This is a genomic window from Arthrobacter antibioticus, from assembly GCF_030063205.1.
Taxonomy (GTDB): domain Bacteria; phylum Actinomycetota; class Actinomycetes; order Actinomycetales; family Micrococcaceae; genus Specibacter.
In genome coordinates this window covers 68,107-86,875 of sequence record NZ_JASISQ010000003.1, presented here as the reverse complement: position 1 = coordinate 86,875, position 18,769 = coordinate 68,107, and the positions used below count along the sequence as shown (strand labels likewise).

Sequence of the window (18,769 nt, the reverse complement as noted above, 5' to 3'; positions counted from 1 at the left end):
GACCCAGTCGATAAAAAACTAGTTATTGAAACCGTTACGTATGTGAGAGATTGTGCGTTCCAAGTTCGTGCGCAGCTGAGCCAATGACTCCGGGCTAGTACTGGTTCCGTAAGTTTGGGACCAGACCGAGAATGCTGCACGGCAACTACCCATGACGGCACCAACCAGGGCGCACAAATACAACTCATCTGTGCCTGCCGGGAGACGGCCCCGAGCTACTTCGGTGACTTTGAAGGTGCACTCCTCCCAAGCTTGCAATTGAAACCTGTCCAATTGGGGGTCTTGGGTGAGAGTGAACGTTTCGGCCAAAATGGCTAGATCGTGGGGGCTACCCACGGCGGAGAGCGCTATTTGGGCCGATTCAAGCAGTGACTCATCAACCGGCCGGGCTTCAAGCTCCACAATGACCTGATCCAGGTAGTTTTGCGTAAAGCTGGCAACAGCGGCTTCCACGGAGGAGAAGTAGTTGAAGAAGGTGCGTCGGGATACCCCGGCGGCGGCAGCAACGTCGTCGACCGTGAACGAGTTAACGCTCTGGTTGCGCAGAAAACCTAGGGCAGCGGTGGCGATGGCTTCACGCGTGGCAGTCTTGTTCAGCTCACGGCGCGAAGGCTGGTTGGGAGGGGGAGATGCGGGGGTGCTCACATGACTACACTAAGTGCAAGTTTGCACTATGTGCAAATTGAAAAGCGCCCGGAACCATGTGTTCCGGGCGCTCCGCTTCGCCGCTTGAGCTAGGTGCGTTGTGGCTTAGCCCTGCGGGTTTTGCGATAAATAAACCGACTGGCCTGTTGCGCCCGGCTGACCTTCAGCGAGCGGGATCGCGAAGACCGCTGTGCCGTACGCGCAGACCTCAGTCCAGTTCCCGCCCATTTCGGAAGTGTCGAAGCGGGCGGCAACAATCGCATTGGCACCCTTTGATTGGGCTTCCGTGACCATCCGCGCCACAACCTCCTGCCGACTCTCATATAGGGCCTTTGTCATCTCAGGTAGTTCCCCGCCGCCGAGAGCCCGAAAGCTGGCGGTGAATTGGGCGCCAATATGCCGGGACCGAACCGTCAGGCCCATGACCTCGCCGAACACAGCATCAATTTTGTAGCCCGGGAGGTCGTTGGTGGTAACGATGATCATTGCTGTCCTTTAGCTGATGGGGCGCCAGCGGCGATGGATACCGGCGTAGGCTGCAATATTTACTGCCTGGTTCAAATCCTACGTGCGAACATTGGGGATCCGGGTTCCCTACACGCCTGCGAGATTACCTATGCATTGGCCGGTTCGCGCTTCGAATCGATCCCGTCCAAGCCTGAATCCAACGCTGCCACTAGATCATCGGTGCTGTCCGTTTCAGTGTCTGGATCATCCGCGAAGGGATCGCCGTTGCGGGGAGCATTGTAGAGTCCCTCATCGAGGATGCCCTGGCGCTTGGCAACGATTGTGGGAACCAGGGCCTGGCCTGCAACGTTCACGGCTGTGCGGCCCATATCCAAAATGGGGTCAACGGCAAGCAGAAGTCCGACGCCGGCCAGCGGCAGTCCCAGCGTTGAGAGCGTCAGGGTGAGCATAACGACGGCGCCAGTGGTGCCCGCGGTGGCAGCGGAGCCAAGGACCGAGACGAGCACGATCAGCAGGTACTGGCCCAGATCAAGCTGAATACCGAAGAACTGTGCCACAAAGATCGCTGCAATGGCCGGATAAATGGCGGCGCAACCGTCCATTTTTGTTGTTGCGCCCAAAGGTACAGCGAAGGATGCGTAAGCGCGCGGCACGCCAAGGTTGCGTTCGGTCACACGCTGGGTGAGCGGCAGCGTGCCAATTGAGGAGCGGGATACGAAGCCCAGCTGAACTGCCGGCCAGACACCGGAGAAGTACGCCTTGATCGAGAGGCCGTGGGATTTGATCAGTACCGGGTACACGACGAAGAGGACAAGTGCCAGACCCACATAGATGGCAATGGTGAACTTCCCGAGGGAGCCGATGGTTGTCCAGCCGTAACTTGCAACAGCGTTGCCGATCAAACCGACCGTACCAATCGGTGCTAAACGGATTATCCACCAGAGCACCTTTTGGATGACGGCTAGAGCCGAACCATTCAGCTTCAGGAACGGGTCAGCTGCCTTGCCAACTTTCAGTGCGGCGATGCCGATGACGATGGCGATGACAAGGATCTGCAGAACATTGAAGTTCACGCTGGTGGTCAGGGCTCCGGACTCGGCAGCCTTGGTTGAGGCGCTCAAACCCAGGAAGTTGGAGGGGAACAGTCCAAGGAGGAAGGCCCACCAATCGCCTGACTTACCGGTGTAATCCGCGGGGGTCGCCGTGCCGGTGCCGGCGCCCGGCTGGAACAAAGTGCCCAAACCGATTCCGATGGTGACGGCTATCAGCGCGGTGATGGCGAACCACAGCAGCGTATTCCACGCCAAACGGGCCGCATTAGTGACTTGGCGCAGATTTGCGATCGAGGAGACCACAGCCGTGAAGATCAACGGCACCACGGCCGCCTTCAAAATAGAGACGTAGCTGGATCCAATAACGCTCAGTGTGGTGACCAGGCCGTTGGGGGTGGTCTCTGGATCGCCACCGAGCTGGCGCGCAATCAGGCCCAAGACCAGGCCGAGGATCAGACCGGCAATAATTTGAACGCCGAACGAACTTGCCCATTTGGGCAGCCTCGAGGCCTTGGGGGTAGTGGCCTTGGGGGTGGTGGCTGTAGATGTCATAAGGCAACGGTAGGCCGGGTGCTCTAGAGGCGGATAATTTGTGTTGCCCCTTGTTACGGATCTCAGAGGTGCCCATCGCCGCGAGTTGCCACATATGGTGTCCAGAAGCGCCCTGTGGACGCCATATGTGGCAACTCGCGAAGTTCCTCAGAGCGTTCTTGGCGCAGGAGTCGCCCGTTATCCACACATTCGAGTATTTTTTCTCTATGGCCCTCCACGGCGGAGAGTAGTTGCTGTTAATGGGTGCATGGATAAGTTCAAACCACTTCCCTTGCACCTCTCAATCCGTCCCTTCACCATGGACGAGGCGAAAACTGCCGGAATCTCCCGAAGCAGGTCTCGGCGAAAGGACCTCTGGACGCCCTCACGGGGAATTCGAGTGCCCCAGGACGCGCCGCTTAGCCTCTTGGAAAGCTGCCGAGCGCACACGGCCGTGACGGCAAGGGGCATTGTCAGCCACGTGAGCGCGGCAACATTGCATGAGTTCTACTTGCCTCAGCGGCTTACACAGTTGCCGTGCATCGATGTCGCCACGCCCGTGGGTGCGCGCCAGCCCAGAAGAAAAGGAGTAACCGGCCATCTGCTGTCCCTGGGGCCCCATGATGTTGTCCACATTGGCGGAGTTCCTGCCACCTCCGTGGAACGCACGCTCGTAGATATTGCGCAGCTGCTCAGTGTTGATGAATTGGTGGCCGTGAGCGATCAAATAATCTGTGAACATCGCAGGACATTTGGGCGTATGGTGTGGCCAAAAGTCCAGCTGGAGGCGCTGGAACTTTATGTTCTCCAGCATGCAGGAGCTAGGGGAATGCGCAGGCTGCGGGCAGCGATGGAGCTAACGCGTGTGGGCTCGGACTCACCTCGTGAAACCATGCTGCGCTTGATGATTGCCCGGTCCCCACTTCCGACTTTTGAACACAACGTAGAGATCAGGGACGCGGCCGGCCAAGGCAAAGTTGGTCCGGATTTGGCGTGTGAGGAGTACGTGACGTGCATTGAGTATGATGGCGGGCATCATTTCACCCGGGAGCAGCAAGTCAGGGACCATGACAGAGACTTCGTGACCGCATCTCTGGGCTGGCACCAAGTGCTGATCAACAATGACGATATCCGTGCAGGAGAATTAGTGGTTGTCACCAAAATTGCTCGGATGCTTAAACGTGGCGGCTGGCCGGATCCGACGAACCTGTCCGGGCGCTCGCTGCAGGGACGGCTGATGACGCGCAGAGACTTTCAGTGATCACCCACATCCTTGGCCGCGAGTTGCCACTTGTGGTGTCCAAATTCGCGATTTGGACACCACAAGTGGCAACTCGCGGGCCATAGTGGGCCTAGTTTCCGGCGGATGAGTCCAAGAGCGCCATTTTCAAGGTGTCCAGACCCACGGAGCCAAGGTTTAAGGCCTGGGTGTGGAAGTCCCGCAGCGAAAATTCGGAGCCGTCCCGTGTTGCTCGAGCGTCGCGGATGTCTTCCCACAGGCGCTGACCGAGTTTGTATGAGGGAGCCTGCCCCGGCCAGCCCAGATACCTGTTGAACTCAAAGTTGAGCTGGCCTGCTGAGATGTCCAAGTTTTGGCGCAGAAACTCTAGGCCCTTTTCGGCAGTCCACGTCCCGGAGCCCCACTGGGCAGGAATTTCAAAGCCCAAGTGCACGCCAATATCAAAGACGACGCGGGCAGCACGCATGCGCTGTCCATCCAACATGCCCATTTTATCGCCCGGATCACGCAGGTAGCCTAAATCGTCCATGAGCCTCTCAGCATAGAGCGCCCAGCCCTCGCCGTGTCCGGACACCCAGCAAACATTGCGCCGCCAGTCATTTAGGAGAGCCGATTGGCGCGTGGCAGTGGCAACTTGGAGGTGGTGGCCCGGAACGCCCTCGTGGTAAACGGTGGTGGTTTCGGCCCATGTGGTGAACGTATCCTCACCCTCAGGCACAGACCACCACATGCGACCGGGCCGCGAGAAGTCCTCGGAAGGTCCCGTGTAGTAAATACCGCCATCCTGAGTTGGCGCAATACGGCACTCCAGGGTGCGCATGATCTCGGGAATCTCGAACTGGGCCCCGGCCAAATCTGCCAAGGCGGTGTCGGAGAGCTTCTGCATCCAGGCCGTCAACGCGCCGGTACCGTGCAGGATGCGTTGCGGATCAGCGTTCAGAACAGCCTTGGCTTCCTCGATTGAAGCGCCCGGCTTGATCTGTTCGGCCACTGATTTCTGCTCAGCAATGATGCGGTCCAGTTCGGCCACACCCCATGCGTAGCTCTCCTCTAGATCTACTTCAGCCCCCAGGAACAACCGTGAGGCAAGGCTGTACCTGTCCCTGCCCACTGCATCGGCTGTGGGCGCCAAGGGCAAAAGTTCGGTGCGCAAGAAATCTACCAGGGTGCTGTAACTTGCACGGGCCAGCTCAGCGTTGGCGAGCAGCGCGGTGGTGAGTTCGGCTGGGAAGCTGGAATCGGCGTCGTCCGGAGAGGGCGAAGCATCCCGAGCCAGCGAAACAAAGAAACCATCTGCGCTGGCATGCCGTTCGCACTGCTCAATGACTGTGAGAACCTGACGGCGGGCAGCCACCAAATTAAGTGCTGCACCTGCCCGCAGAGAAGCGATATAGCCTTCGACGGCGGCGCAGACATTGGCGAGCCGGTCAGCAACGTGTCCCCAATCCGTGACCGTGGCGGTGGGCATGAGATCGAAAATAGCTCGGATACTTTGGGCGGGGGAAGCAATATTGTTCAAATCCGCCAAAAGCCAACCACTGGCGTGCAGTTCAAGGTCAAGGCCCAGGCGCTCGTTCATGGCGTGCAGGGTGACCTTGTCCACCTCATCCGTGGGCGTCAGGAGGGCCAGTGCTGCAAGAGTGTTGCGGGCGGCCTGAGCAAACGCGTCCAAACCGGCGGGGGAGTGATCTGAGTATTCGCTCTCATGCCCTGGCCGGCCCAGCTCTGTGGCAAATCCCGGATCTAATGCCAGCAACGTCTCGGTGTAACTGTTGGCGGCATGGTCAATGGCGGTAGCGGCCCGAACGGCCTGCGCAGGTAAGCTCATGCCACCGAGCCTACCTGCCGCAGTTGGCTCCGCTACTCAACCAATTTGCCCACGACGCTCTCATCGACCAACGTCATCAACACAGCAGCCGCGCCAGGTGTCGAGATGACTGGCTCCTGGGACGGAAGTTTGTAAATTAATGGGGCGTTTAAGTCGGCTCCTATGCGCTCCTCTGGTGCTAGGTTCAGGACATGGACTCCTCTCAGGACGAACCGAACTCTCCCGCAGCAGACAACACACCAACAGTGCAGCAGAGCTTCCGCACCGAGCTTGTTAAAAAAGAGCACGACGTTGTGGACGCAGCGTGGGCCGGTGGTGTCCCACCGCAATTCGGTGTCGCCCCACGCATTCGGATTGGGAAGAACAAATGGTTCAATCTGCTCTGGTTGATCCCTATCGGTGTGCTCCTGCTCATTGTTGGCATCGCTGTGGCGAAGGGGTTGCGCGAACTCCCCGCGGTGCAGGACTTCATCACCCGCTACCCCGGCGAGTCCGAACTCCCGGGGAATGCCCCTGTCGGTTTTCCTGCCTGGCTCGGGTGGCAACATTTTCTTAACGCGTTTTTGCTGATCTTTATCATGCGCTCCGGTGTGACGATCCTCGCCGACCATCCACGGTTGTACATGACCCGTCACTCCACCCCAGGTAAGGATTGGTTTCGTATCCAGAAACCAATCCCAACCGATCCGCTCTACACGGCCAAGCAGGACTCCATCACCTTGCCCGATGGGGTGGGTCTTCCCGGTAGGCGGCACTCTATTGGGCTCGCCCGCTGGTGGCACTTGGGCGTAGACACGTTATGGCTGCTCAATGGGATCATCTTCATGGTTCTACTCTTCATCACCGGGCAGTGGATGCGTTTGGTCCCTAGGAGTTGGGACGTGATCCCAAATTCCATCTCGGTCGCCATCCAGTATCTGTCGCTAAACTGGCCCATCGAAAATGGCTGGGTCAACTACAACAGCCTGCAGCTCATGGCCTACTTCATCACCGTTTTTGTAGCTGCACCGGCGGCGTTGATCACGGGGTTGGGGATGTCCCCGGCACTGTCCACCAGGTTCCGCTGGATCAGTTCCATCTTCAGTATCCAGATCGCCCGGACCCTGCACTTTTTGGTGCTGTGCTGGTTCCTGATGTTCATCCTTGTGCACGTGACGTTGGTCCTGACCACCGGTGCCCTGCGAAACCTGAACCATATGTACGGCGCGCGTGACGATGGCTCATGGGTTGGTTTCTGGATCTTTGCTGCGTCGCTGATCGTCATGATTGTTGCGTGGGTTGCTGCTTCCCCGCTCACCTACCGTTTCCCGCGAAAGGTGCAAAAAGTGGGGTACGCGTTGGTTGGGCCCGCGCAGAAACTGTTCGAGCACATTGACGCTAAGCCGGGCCAGTACACCGAGAAGGATATTTCTCCGTACTTTTGGCACAACGGTAAATATCCGGAGACGGAAGAGTACAAGAAGCTGCAGTTGGCTGAATTTGCCGATTACAAACTGCGCATCAACGGCCTGGTGGAGAACCCGGTGGAACTGGACTTAGAGCAGTTGCGCGCGCTGGCCCACCACGAACAAATCACCCAGCACTTCTGCATCCAAGGCTGGTCAGGGGTGGCCAAGTGGGGCGGCGTCTCGATGAACACAATCCTGGAGCTGGCCAAGCCCAAGCCCGAAGCGAAGTGGGTTATTTTCTATTCGTTCGCGCTGGGCCCTGACGGCGGGATTTACTACGACGCCCAGCCCATCGAGCAGATGCACTACCCGCTCACCATGCTGGCCTACGAGATGAACGATGAGGACCTCTCCTTTGGCCACGGCGCCCCACTGCGGCTGCGTAACGAAGTTCAGCTCGGATTCAAGCCCGTGAAGTGGATCAAGGGCATAGAGTTCGTTGAGCACTTTTCCGAGGTGGGTGGCGGGCAGGGCGGCTACAACAACGACCACGAGTTCTTCGGCTACCGCCAGTCAATCTAGGCCCAATTTGTATTGAAGTAGTGCCATGCGGGTGCGCTCAACGATGCGCTAGTGCCCCGAACGCCGCCACGATCCAGCACCAGGGGTGGGCGGCAGCTTCAACTGTGCCCGCCTAGCCCAGTGCCGTGTGGGAGTTTGGACATTTTCGCTGCTGCCATCGCTTTGCAGAGCAAGTACGACGGCGGTCACCGCCGCCAGTTCTTCGGCGGTGGGATTGCCGCGGGTCACCGTAAGCAACGGCGCTTCTAGGGGCTGGTCCGTCACAGCGGGATGTTCCCATGCTTCTTAGCAGGCAGCGAGGCTCGCTTGTCCCGTAGGGCTCGCAGCCCTTTAATGAGCTGGATGCGCGTGTCAGAGGGGGCAATGACGGCGTCGATATAGCCAAGTTCGGCAGCCTGGTAAGGGTTCAGGAGCTCGTCCTCATAGTGGCGAACAATTTCTGCGCGGCGTGCCTCAACGTCGCCTCCCTCTGCATCCACGGCGGCAAGATCCCGGCGGTACAGGATATTTACTGCGCCTTGGGCGCCCATGACACCAATTTGGGCTGTGGGCCAAGCCAGGTTCAGGTCGGCGCCGAGCTTCTTGGAACCCATAACAATGTAGGCGCCACCGTAGGCCTTACGGGTGATCACTGTCAGCTTCGGGACGGTGGCTTCGGCGTAGGCATAGAGCAGCTTTGCGCCGCGGCGGATGATGCCTTGGAATTCCTGGTCTTTGCCGGGCAGGAAGCCTGGCACGTCAACCAGTGTGATGATGGGGATATTGAAGGCATCACAGTTGCGGACAAAACGGGCAGCTTTCTCGGAGGCGTTAATATCCAAGGTGCCAGCGAACTGCATGGGCTGGTTGGCCACAATGCCCACCGTGTGGCCCTCAACCCGGCCGTAACCGAGCATGACGTTGGGAGCGTACAGGGCCTGCATTTCCAGGAAGTGATCGTCGTCCAGGATTTGCTCAATCACTGTGCGCATGTTGTAGGGCTGGTTGGCGGAGTCGGGGATCAGCGTGTCAAGGGCCAGATCGGCGGCGTCGAGCACTAATTCCTGCTCATGCTCAGTGACGGGGGACTCGGAGAGATTATTGGAGGGCAGGAAGTCAAGGAGTTCACGGACAAACTCAATGGCGTCCGTTTCATCAGTGGCCAGATAGGTGGAAGTACCCGTGGTGCTGTTGTGCTGACGGGCACCGCCAAGAGTTTCCATATCCACGTCTTCACCGGTGACTGTCTTGATGACGTCGGGACCGGTGATGAACATGTGCGAGGTTTTATCAACCATGACAACGTAGTCAGTCAAAGCGGGGGAGTACGCGGCACCACCGGCGCACGGGCCCATGATGAGAGAGATTTGCGGGACAACCCCAGATGCATGCACGTTGTTGCGGAAAATGTCAGCGAACATCGCCAGCGAGGCAACACCTTCTTGGATACGTGCGCCACCGCCGTCGTTGATGCCAACCACCGGGCACCCGTTGCGCAGAGCAAACTCCTGCACTTTGACGATCTTCTCGCCATTCACCTGACTCAGCGAACCACCGTAAACGCTGAAATCTTGGCTGTAGATGCCGATCAAGCGTCCATCCACTGTGCCGTAACCGGAAACAACACCGTCACCAAGAGGTTTTTTCTTCTCCATGCCGAAGGCGTGCGAGCGGTGCACGGCGAGGGCGTCAAACTCCACAAACGAATCAGGGTCAAGGAGCATATCAATGCGCTCGCGGGCGGTGTTGCGGCCCTTGGCGTGCTGCTTCTCGATGGCCGCCTCACCTGAGGGCATCTCCGATTGAGCCAATCGGTCGCGGAAATCGGCAATTTTGCCTGCTGTCGTTGAAAGATCGTGGCTCATTGATACTCCGGCTCGGTAGTGGGAAAGCGTAGCGACCCTTCAGTAGGAACCGCACAAAAGGGCAAACTCTAAGATCAGTCTAGTAACGGAAATTGCCGTTGTGTGTGTAGGAACCCTACAAAGTCGTTATCCAACTATCTAAGGGTCCTCCACCGTGGCAAGTATGAGAGGGTGTGCCCCGAGCGAATGCAATGCTGTGCCGGATAGGATTGAAGCCATGAATGGCCTCTCACCTGAACAAAACCAGCACCCCCTGAAGAAAACGGCTCTGAAGGCTGCTCTGGTGCACCCCCAAGGCCGCTTTGCTCGTGTGGAAGTGGTTGTTTCCAGCGGTTCAACTAACAGTGATTTGGCCGCTGGTGCAGCAAATGTTGATGAATATTGGCCTAGTTTGAGCGTGTTGATCGCTGATGCCCAGCCAGCCGGAAAGGGCCGCATGGGCAGGAGCTGGGAAGTTCCCCCCGGTGCAGCCATGATCTCAAGTGTGTTTTTGCGGCCGGGGGAGGACCTGGGCCCGGGGCACGGAGTGGCCTTCGCACCAACTGGTTATGGCTGGCTTTCCATCCTGGCCGGCGTGGCGTTGTGCACGGTTCTGCGGTCCGTCACGGGGGTGCCCGCCGAGCTAAAGTGGCCCAACGACGTGGTGGTCAAGGGGCGCAAAGTAGCCGGCATCCTGGCCCAATTGGTACCAGCAACACCCGGCGCCCAAGGCAGCCGGGGGGCTCAGCCTGGTACCGGTGTGGTGGTTGGTGCCGGTGTGGTGGTTGGTGCCGGTGTCAATGTCAGCCTGGACTCTGCGGATCTACCCACGGAGCGGGCCACCTCACTACTGCTTGAAAGTGCATCGACCCTTGACCGAAACCTGCTGCTTCCTGCGTACCTGAACAAGTTTGCGGCACTGTATCTGGACTTTGTGGCAGTAGGCGGGGATGCGCAACGTCCGCTGGGCGGTGTGCAGGACCAGAGCGTGTTGGAGCTCGCGCAGGGATGCATGAGCACTTTGGGCCAAGAAGTCCGTGCCGAACTACCCGGCGGAACCATGCTGCACGGTACCGCAACAGCCTTGGACGCAGACGGCAGTTTAGTGCTGCGCGATGCTAGCGGGGCGCTCCATACTGTCAGCGCAGGGGATGTGATTCACCTGCGCCGCACAGGGCCTGGCGGCACGGTGAACTATGCGTAGTTGGTTGCGCAGCCGCGAACAGGTTGTTATCCGCTGCCGGCCGCACTCCCGAATTCTGATCTGGCCCATCACGGCAGGACTGCTTCTGGTTCTTGTGGGATCTGCCGCCTTGGCTAAATTACAATCCGTTCCTTTTGCACAGTGGGCACCAAGTTCCGCTGCTGCGCCATGGCGAGAGCCTGCCATTGTTATCCTCGTGGTGGCGGTGGTTCTTCTTGAGCTCATCTTCCCGGTGCGGCGAGTGCTCCGGTGGAACTGGACGCGGTACATCCTGACCAACCAGAGACTGTTGGTGCGGCGCGGGCCGCTGAGCCGCATCGAACAAATTCATGATTTTGAACAAGTCCAAGAGGTGCGCCCGGTACAAAAGTGGCGTCAAAGGATGGTTGGATCAGGAGATCTGCAGCTATACATGTACAGGGGCGCCATGCGGACGGTGGCGGAAGTTCCTGACTTGAAGAGCTTTAATGAGGAAACCCAACAGGCTTGGACAAGAGTGTTTCGGGAGTCCATACAGCAAACACCCCGAGAAGGGGACTAGGCTGGTTGAGTTGACATGACAGAGAAGGAGCTGCGCAAGCTTGGAAGAAACAACTGATCCACCCGAGCCGCTGTCTCCTCTTGTCTCGCGTAATCTCTTACCCCCCGCCTCTCGCAATCAAACGCGAGCTCTTGAGGCGCAGCTTCTTGGCGGCGAGCGGACGCTCAAGCGCCGTGATGTTGCCGCCGGAGTGGGAGTCTCACTCTTATCTGCGCGCAAAATTTGGCGTGCCATGGGATTTCCCAACCTGGGCGATGACGATGTTGCGTTTACCCAGCGCGACCAAAAAGCGCTGCAAACTGTTGTCACAATGGTTCGGGAGGGCCTCCTGACAGAGGAAACCGCCATCTCCGTGACCCGCTCCATCGGTCAGATGACTGACAGGATGGCTGTCTGGCAGATTGAGGCGCTGGTAGAAGACCTTGTTGTGGAACATGGAGTCAGTGACGCTGAGGCACGCCGTGCAGTGGTATCTGAGCTGCCGAACCTGATTGCACCGTTGGAAGAACTTCTGGTGTATTCCTACCGCCGCCAGCTCAATGCCGGAATCCAGCGGCTGGCCGTGCGCGCCGAAGAAGGACTTGCTTCTAGTGAGTTGGGACGTGCCGGCGATGAGGACGACGCGCCGCTTCCCCTAGCGCGGGCCGTTGGTTTCGCAGATCTTGTTAGCTACACCTCGCTGTCCCGTCGTATGAATGAAAAAACACTTGCCCGTCTGGTGCAGCGCTTTGAGAACGTGTGTGCGGAGATCATCAGCGTTGGTGGTGGACGCCTGGTGAAGACCATTGGCGATGAAGTGCTGTTCAACTGTGAAACCCCCGTGGCCGGCGCACAGATTTCCCTCTCATTGGCAGAGGCCATGGCTGCGGATGATTTCCTACCCGAGGCTCGGGTAGCCATGGTGTGGGGGCGGGTGCTTTCGCGTCTGGGCGATATTTATGGGCCAACTGTGAACCTCGCCGCGCGGCTGACCTCACTGGCGGAACCGGGCACCGTGCTCATTGACTCCGTCACAGCGTCAGCTTTGAAAAATGACGACAGATTTGTGCTGACCCAGCTGCCCGTTGAAAACGTCCGTGGATTCGGGGAGATCGCGCCCGTTCTTCTCCAACGTGGAACCGGCAAAGGCCTGGTTATCGACTGACCCGCCAGCCAGGCAACGCCTAACAAATAATCTTTAAGCCATCATGTGGAGCAATCCGCTAGGATGGCCAGGGGACTGATGATTGCTCCCATGTATTCATTCATACCCGATTCTCCGGCCGGCGCGGGGAAGCAAAGGTTTGTCATGGCATTGATCTCCCTGTTCACCTCCTTCACTAACAAGAGGCAACTCTTTACTGCTTCGGCAGCGATTGTTGTTTCGGCGGCAGTGGTGACAGGGGCAGTGATTTATCCAGGCTTCGCCACAGCTGACGTAGACCTCAACGACGGCAGCGTATGGGTCACCAACCGTGCCGATGGTTTGGTGGGCCACCTCAATGACCAGTCAAAGGTCCTCGACGGTGGGTTTACGGCCACGAGCCCCACCTTCGACGTAGTTCAAAATGCCAGTAATGTTTTCATGAGCGGTGATGGTGGTTCCCTGCTGAATCCCGTGAACGTATCCATGATGGCAATGGATTCCGAGACTAGCCTGGGCGGCGGCAAAACGGTTTCCCAGGGCAGCCACCTTGTAACGCTCAGCGATTCCGGTGCCGGGAAAGTTTGGGCAATGCCCAATGCGGAGGTGCCGGGTTTCAACGATAAAACCACCAAGCCCATCCTGACAAATTTGGGTGGCGCGGTTTCTGTCACCGCACCGGATGACACTATCTACACTGCGGACAGCGATGCCGGTGAGCTGATTACCACAGTGCTGAACGACGCCGGAAAAGTTGACTCCCAGGAGCGCACGGCCGTTGCCGGGTTGGCTGGTTTGGGAGACGTACAAATCACCGTTGCCGGTGGAAAACCGGTGGTCTTTGCCGCGGCGAAAGGAACGCTGTTCCTTCCCGGTGGCAAAACCATCACTATTCCCAACGCCCAGGGAGCTTTGTTGGCCCAGCCAACGGAAGAGGGTGATTTTGTAGCCGTAGAAACGGCTACTGCCTTGTTCACCCAACCCCTTGACGGATCAGATGCGAACGTTCTGCAGTTATCTGGCACAGGAAAAACTGTGGCCCCGGTAGTTCAAAACAATTGTGTCCACGCGGCCTGGTCCGGAGCAAACAAATATGTGCTGGCCTGCAACGGCAGTGGTGAACTGGTGGACATCCCCAAAGCGAGCGGGAAATCAGAGTTTGTTTTCCGTAAAAACCGGGACGTAGTGGTCCTCAACGATGTCAATACCGGCAATGTGTGGCTGGTCAATCAAAATATGCTCCTGGTCAATAATTGGGATGACCTGAAGACGGACTTGAAGAAGGCGGACAACGCTGACAAGGACTCGGCTGACCCGAACGTTGTCAACACCTTGCCCGACAGGACCAAACCTAACCGTCCCCCCGAAGCAGTAGCGGACTCCTTTGGCGTGCGAGCAGGGCGGACCACCATCCTGCCGGTGCTCTTTAACGATTCCGACCCCGATGGTGACGTACTCACAGTGGAGCCTCCCGGTGTGGCACCTGAGATGGGTGCTTTGGCCTCCATCTATGATGGAACAGGCTTACAGATCACAGTCCCGGATGGACAAGCCGGGGCCGGAGCCTTCGCGTATTCCGTCAACGATGGCCGCGGCGGCACCTCCACGGCGGCTGTCAATGTGCGGGTAGTGCCGGTGAGTGAAAACTCCCCTCCCGACACCATGCGTGACTCCACCCTGGTGGTGGAATCGGGCCAGACCATGAGCCAAAATATCTTGACGGATTGGATCGATCCCGACGGGGATGATATCTATCTAAATGACGCGGTGTCAGAGGACGGCTCAGCCGTCATCAAGTCCACCCCTGATGGTCAGCTCAGCTATACCGACGATGGTGAAAATATTGGTATGAAGTCCATGATGATCTCTGTTTCAGATGGTCAGGACATCACCGAGAAAAAAATTCTCGTCAACGTCAAGCCGGCAGGGGCCGTGCCTCCGGTTGCCAATGCGGACTTTTTCAAGGCTGTGGTTGGTCAGCCAGTAGTGCTAGCCCCGTTGAAGAATGATCAGGATCCGGCGGGTGGCAAATTGCGGTTGGCGAGCGTTTCCAAGCCGGAAAATTCAACGGTTTCGGAGATCGCAGATAATGGTACATTCATCTTTACCTCCAGTGCTGTGGGACCTGTTTATTTGGAATACCAGGTGACGAATGGACCAATGAGCGCAACAGGTCTTATTCGAGTTGAAGTGGTGGAAGCTGATTTACAAGGGCTGCCTGTTGCGGTCAAGGATCTGCTCATGCTGCCCTCAGGTGGGTCAGCTTTGGTAGATGTATTGGGAAATGACTCGGACCCTGCTGGCGGCGTGTTAGTCATCCAGTCTGTTGAATTGCCTACAGGATCGCCTGTCTCCGCCACGATCATTGACCGAAACATCATCAAGGTGACGGATTTGCGTGGCTTGAAAGACAAAATGAGCATCAAATACACCATTTCCAACGGAGTCGGCAATGCTGCCGGCGAAATCTCGGTGGTTCGTATTCCCGCACCGGATAAGTTGCTGCCACCAAGAGTTGAGCCGGACACCGCCATTGTGCGGGTTGGGGATGTGGTGACCATCCCGGTCCTGGAAAACGACTCAGACCCCAATGGTGAGGTACTTAAGTCCCCCGTCGTGGTGGAGTCTCCGGATGAAGCCTTGGGCAAACTATTTACGGATCAGAACCAGCTGCGCTTTATTGCCGGTCCAACGGCCAAAACAGTCCAAGGCGTGTACAAGGTGGCGAACAGCTCCGGTCAGTTCAACTCGGCGCAAGTCACTATCACCATTGTTGCAGCCGACCCCGAACACAATCTGCCGCCGGCCCCTAAAAACCTTACCGGACGTGTTATTGCGGGAGACCAGGTTCGGATTGTGGTTCCACTGGACGGTATTGACCCGGAGGGGGATTCCGTTGAACTGGTTGGAATTGACCAAGGGCCGCGGCTGGGAACAGCTGAGACAGGCAATGGGTTTATTTACTATACGGCCGGCGGGAGCTCCTCCGGAACGGATTCATTCACGTACCGGGTGCGCGACAGGCTCGGTGCCGAAGCAACAGCAAGAGTTGACGTTGGTATTGCCCCGCCACTTGCTGTGAACCACCCTCCTGTCACCGAAGACGATTACATCACGATGCGCCCGGGGCGCAAGCTTGCTTTGGATGTTCTGCTCAATGATTCCGATCCTGACGGTGGACAGTTAGGGCTGGTCAAGGATGGCTTCCAGGGCCCGGCTGAGATGAAGCCGACTGTGACGGAGAAGTTAAAAGTGCTTCTAACATCTCCAGCGGAGCCCGGCATCTCCACCATGATGTACACGGTTTCAGATAAGTTTGGAGCCACAGCCACCGGCAATATCCGCATGACTGTGACAGCGGATGCACCTTTGAAAGCGCCCATAGCCCGCGATGACCGTGTCACGGTCAAACAGATGCTGGGCAAGAACACAGTTGATGTTCCAGTGCTTGAAAATGATGCTGATCCAGACGGGGTGACGGAGGAGCTCAAGGTCAGTATTCAAGCAGTCACCGGGATGAACTTAGATACTGCCACTGTCACTTCTGATGGAGCCGTCCGGGTTGAACTTGCCCCACAAGAACAGTTGATTCCTTACACCATTACGGATCAAGATGGGTTGAGATCCACAGCGCTCATCTGGGTTCCAGGGCAGGACAAGCAATACCCCGTGCTCAAGAGCACTGACGTCATTCGAATGACGGCCGGTGAGAGTGCCGTGATGAAACTTGCCGACTACGTCCAAGTCAGAGATGGACGCACTCCCCGGCTGACTGAGGAATCGAAAATCTCACTTGTTGGTGCAGGAAAAAACAATGTCATTGTTGGCGATGGTGCCGGAGTCAATTATGCCTCCGACATCAAGTTCTACGGTCCCGGATCAATCACCTTTGAGGTCACCGATGGAACGGGACCGAACGATCCAGCCGGGCTAAAATCCACGCTAACCGTCATGACACTGGTTGATCCTGCTAAGGTGTCTACCCCCGATAAAAAAGACGAAAAGAAGAATACCCCACCCACGTTCACAGGATCCTCATTGGATGTGCCCCAACAAGAAAAAGCCAGTTTGGATGTAGGCCCTTTGGCATTCGATATTGATCCAGGGGATAAGGAAAAGTTTAATTACGCCATGGTGAGCAGCCAGCCTGGAAACTTCGAGGTATCTTTTGCCGGTACCATTTTGAGCGTATCCCAAAGTAATGGCACCCAGGTGGGTGCGCAGGCAACTGTGCAGCTTAGTGTTACTGACGGCAGCAACGATCCGGTTGTGGCCGAAGTCCTCCTGCGCGCAACGTCAACCTCACTTCCGCCCCCAGTGGCAAATGATGACATTGTGCTGGAGGCCTTCGCTGGCCGTGCTGAAGTAGTCAAAGTGTTGGCAAATGACGTCAATCCATTCCCCGATACGCCTTTGCGCGTGGTGGACACAATGACGGAAACCGGCAGTGCGGGTATCACCGTGACGCACACGGGCGACAGCGTGAGTGTTAACAGCAATGAAGATTACAAGGGCACGGTGGTGGTTAGATACACCGTAGAGGACAAAACCAAGGATGCGGGCCGGCACGCAACAGGCCGCATCAAAATCACCATCAAGGGCAAACCCGAGGCACCCAGCAAACCTCAGATTGTTGAAGAACGGGACAAGGCTGTCCTGCTGAAATGGGATCCACCAGCAGATAATGGCTCACCCATTACCAAATACACTGTGAGCTGGGCAGGTGGTACTCAGGATTGTGCCACCAACACGTGCACCATTACAGGGCTGACCAACGCCAAAGAATATAAGTTCGCTGTGGCGGCTAGCAATGCTGTTGGTACGTCAGCACCATCGCCGTTATCAGCCGTTGCGATGCCAGATAGAGTTCCAGACGCACCGGGAGCCCCTTCTACTACTTTTGGTGATAAGTCGGTCAGCGTTGAATGGGTGACGCCCGTGGGAGAATTCTCCGCCGTCACGAAATTCAACGTTGAAATATCGCCCGCGCCACCGGGACAAAACGGCCAGAAACCCGGGGTAACTGGCAACTCCCTAACCTGGTCCGGGCTGACGAACGGAACTGAATACCAGTTCAGAGTCCAAGCCATTAATAAGGCGCCTAAACCTTCAGCGTGGAGCCCCTACTCAGCTTCGGTAGTACCGGCTGGCGTACCATCCGCCCCTGCCGCGCCCACTGTTCAGATGCTCAACCAGGTTGGCAGTCAGAACCAGATTAGCGTCCAGTGGGCGGCGCCCTTCAACAACGGCGCAGCTATCAGCGGTTACACGCTGACCCAAAGCGGCGGGGGTGAGCCCTCACGGGCCTACACGCCGGGCACCAACGCTCAGACCGTAACGGTGAACAACTCAACGGCTCCCTATACTTTCGCGGTAGTCGCCACAAACAAGGCTGGAACCAGCGGTGCCAGCCCTGCCTCAACCCCGCAACGAGCCGTAGGCAAGGTGGGCATCATGGCCGTACCGAGCATAAAGATAGTGGATGAAACCGCAGCTGGTGGGCGTGTTCAAGTTGGCTACACACCTCTAACTGCTGCGCAGCTCAATGGTTATGCAGCCAATGAGGTTACGTACTGCGTTACCCTCACCACTACGGGAGAAACCTGTGGAGTTGCTTCCGGAGCTGTTCTGTCCTCTCCTAATGGAAGTGGCGTAGCAGCCACCGTCAGGGCACGGGCCGCTACGGGAGCGTTCGCATCGAACGGGGACAACTCAGCGGCATCCCCCACGGTTACTCCTTACGGTGTTCCGCAGCGGACCACAGTGAGCGGAAACCAAGCCGGAGAGGGAGATAAGACCTTGAGCTGGACCTGGGCGGCGGCTAACAACAATGGCAGTGCCATCACCCGTTACGAAAGCAGCCTCAATGGTGCTGGCTGGGAAAGCAGGGCAAAGGCTTTGAGCTTTTCCTTTACGGGAGTCTATGATCAATCAGCAACTCTGAGCGTGAGAGCTTGCAACGCTGGGGGTTGCGGTGCGCCCTCCCCTGCGGTTTCAGCCAAAGCCGGGTCTAAACCACCACCTCCAGCGCCGCCGGTGACTGAAGTCCGTGTACAAGCTGGAGACTGGCACTCTTGTACGCAAGGACCTGGAGAACGCAACAACTTCTCATCCAACCCGGCTACCTGCGACGGTAATATTTCCCCTGGTGGAAACGTTGATCTTGGGGGAAAGTGGCTGGATTATGCCGATGGTTGGGTTCAGGTGACAGGCTGCAGCGGCAGCTGGTACGTCATGTCAACAGGTCCACAGGCCGGTCGCTGGGTTAAGGGCATCACAGTAGATGTGCGTGATCGCAATGGGGGCAACGTCCGCTGCTAGGTTTACTCCAACCCCAATGGGGA

12 protein-coding genes are annotated in these 18,769 nt (G+C 57.5%); 6 read left to right on the top strand and 6 right to left on the bottom strand.

Features of this window, described 5'->3' with window-relative positions; translation table 11 throughout:
- Nucleotides 1-18: 18 nt before the first annotated feature.
- The 3 genes from QMG40_RS07930 to QMG40_RS07920 all read right to left on the bottom strand — a co-directional run bounded on the left by QMG40_RS07930 (nucleotide 19) and on the right by QMG40_RS07920 (nucleotide 2,717).
- Nucleotides 19-645, bottom strand: a complete 627-nt coding sequence (locus QMG40_RS07930; RefSeq protein ID WP_283530268.1) for a TetR/AcrR family transcriptional regulator — start codon at nucleotides 643-645, stop codon at nucleotides 19-21.
- A 105-nt stretch (nucleotides 646-750) separates the two neighbouring features.
- Nucleotides 751-1,131 (bottom strand): YbjQ family protein, encoded by a 381-nt coding sequence (locus tag QMG40_RS07925; RefSeq protein WP_283530266.1) that lies wholly within the window; start codon nucleotides 1,129-1,131, stop codon nucleotides 751-753.
- Between the two features lie 128 nt (nucleotides 1,132-1,259).
- The gene (locus QMG40_RS07920) at nucleotides 1,260-2,717 is read right to left on the bottom strand and encodes a dicarboxylate/amino acid:cation symporter (protein ID WP_283530263.1); all 1,458 of its coding nucleotides are present in this window, start codon (nucleotides 2,715-2,717) and stop codon (nucleotides 1,260-1,262) included.
- 247 nt (nucleotides 2,718-2,964) lie between these two features.
- Here QMG40_RS07920 and QMG40_RS07915 point away from each other — a divergent pair, with 247 nt between their 5' ends.
- A complete protein-coding gene (locus tag QMG40_RS07915; RefSeq protein ID WP_283530261.1) occupies nucleotides 2,965-3,957 on the top strand; it encodes a DUF559 domain-containing protein in 993 nt (330 codons plus the stop codon).
- Nucleotides 3,958-4,048: 91 nt separating this feature from the next.
- Here the strand turns inward: QMG40_RS07915 and QMG40_RS07910 are convergent, their stop codons facing one another.
- Nucleotides 4,049-5,764, bottom strand: coding sequence for a DUF885 domain-containing protein (locus QMG40_RS07910; RefSeq protein ID WP_283530258.1), 1,716 nt, complete (start codon nucleotides 5,762-5,764; stop codon nucleotides 4,049-4,051).
- Nucleotides 5,765-5,955: 191 nt separating this feature from the next.
- Here QMG40_RS07910 and QMG40_RS07905 point away from each other — a divergent pair, with 191 nt between their 5' ends.
- Nucleotides 5,956-7,734, top strand: a complete 1,779-nt coding sequence (locus QMG40_RS07905; RefSeq protein ID WP_283530256.1) for a molybdopterin-dependent oxidoreductase — start codon at nucleotides 5,956-5,958, stop codon at nucleotides 7,732-7,734.
- A 48-nt stretch (nucleotides 7,735-7,782) separates the two neighbouring features.
- Here the strand turns inward: QMG40_RS07905 and QMG40_RS07900 are convergent, their stop codons facing one another.
- A complete protein-coding gene (locus QMG40_RS07900; RefSeq protein ID WP_283530254.1) occupies nucleotides 7,783-7,998 on the bottom strand; it encodes an acyl-CoA carboxylase subunit epsilon in 216 nt (71 codons plus the stop codon).
- Complete coding sequence (locus tag QMG40_RS07895) at nucleotides 7,995-9,578, bottom strand: acyl-CoA carboxylase subunit beta (protein WP_283530252.1); 1,584 nt, start codon at nucleotides 9,576-9,578, stop codon at nucleotides 7,995-7,997. Before QMG40_RS07895 ends, QMG40_RS07900 begins: the two co-directional genes overlap by 4 nt.
- A 217-nt stretch (nucleotides 9,579-9,795) precedes the next feature.
- Between QMG40_RS07895 and QMG40_RS07890 the strand changes: the two genes are divergently transcribed.
- The 4 genes from QMG40_RS07890 to QMG40_RS07875 all read left to right on the top strand — a co-directional run bounded on the left by QMG40_RS07890 (nucleotide 9,796) and on the right by QMG40_RS07875 (nucleotide 18,746).
- On the top strand, nucleotides 9,796-10,761 hold the full coding sequence (locus tag QMG40_RS07890; RefSeq protein WP_283530249.1) for a biotin--[acetyl-CoA-carboxylase] ligase: 966 nt from the start codon (nucleotides 9,796-9,798) through the stop codon (nucleotides 10,759-10,761).
- Nucleotides 10,754-11,302, top strand: a complete 549-nt coding sequence (locus tag QMG40_RS07885; RefSeq protein ID WP_283530247.1) for a PH domain-containing protein — start codon at nucleotides 10,754-10,756, stop codon at nucleotides 11,300-11,302. The genes QMG40_RS07890 and QMG40_RS07885 overlap by 8 nt, the downstream gene beginning before the upstream one ends.
- A 70-nt stretch (nucleotides 11,303-11,372) precedes the next feature.
- Complete coding sequence (locus tag QMG40_RS07880) at nucleotides 11,373-12,446, top strand: adenylate/guanylate cyclase domain-containing protein (RefSeq protein ID WP_283530854.1); 1,074 nt, start codon at nucleotides 11,373-11,375, stop codon at nucleotides 12,444-12,446.
- Between the two features lie 144 nt (nucleotides 12,447-12,590).
- The gene (locus QMG40_RS07875; RefSeq protein ID WP_283530245.1) at nucleotides 12,591-18,746 is read left to right on the top strand and encodes an Ig-like domain-containing protein; all 6,156 of its coding nucleotides are present in this window, start codon (nucleotides 12,591-12,593) and stop codon (nucleotides 18,744-18,746) included.
- The last annotated feature ends 23 nt before the right edge of the window (nucleotides 18,747-18,769 follow it).

Bases quoted from the DNA above. Each gene is read 5' to 3' on its own strand.
- QMG40_RS07925 (WP_283530266.1), bottom strand. From the start codon at position 1,131: ATGATCATCGTTACCACCAACGACCTCCCGGGCTACAAAATTGATGCT.
- QMG40_RS07920 (WP_283530263.1), bottom strand. From the start codon at position 2,717: ATGACATCTACAGCCACCACCCCCAAGGCCACTACCCCCAAGGCCTCG.
- QMG40_RS07915 (WP_283530261.1), top strand. From the start codon at position 2,965: ATGGATAAGTTCAAACCACTTCCCTTGCACCTCTCAATCCGTCCCTTC.
- QMG40_RS07910 (WP_283530258.1), bottom strand. From the start codon at position 5,764: ATGAGCTTACCTGCGCAGGCCGTTCGGGCCGCTACCGCCATTGACCAT.
- QMG40_RS07905 (WP_283530256.1), top strand. From the start codon at position 5,956: ATGGACTCCTCTCAGGACGAACCGAACTCTCCCGCAGCAGACAACACA.
- QMG40_RS07895 (WP_283530252.1), bottom strand. From the start codon at position 9,578: ATGAGCCACGATCTTTCAACGACAGCAGGCAAAATTGCCGATTTCCGC.
- QMG40_RS07890 (WP_283530249.1), top strand. From the start codon at position 9,796: ATGAATGGCCTCTCACCTGAACAAAACCAGCACCCCCTGAAGAAAACG.
- QMG40_RS07885 (WP_283530247.1), top strand. From the start codon at position 10,754: ATGCGTAGTTGGTTGCGCAGCCGCGAACAGGTTGTTATCCGCTGCCGG.
- QMG40_RS07875 (WP_283530245.1), top strand. From the start codon at position 12,591: ATGGCATTGATCTCCCTGTTCACCTCCTTCACTAACAAGAGGCAACTC.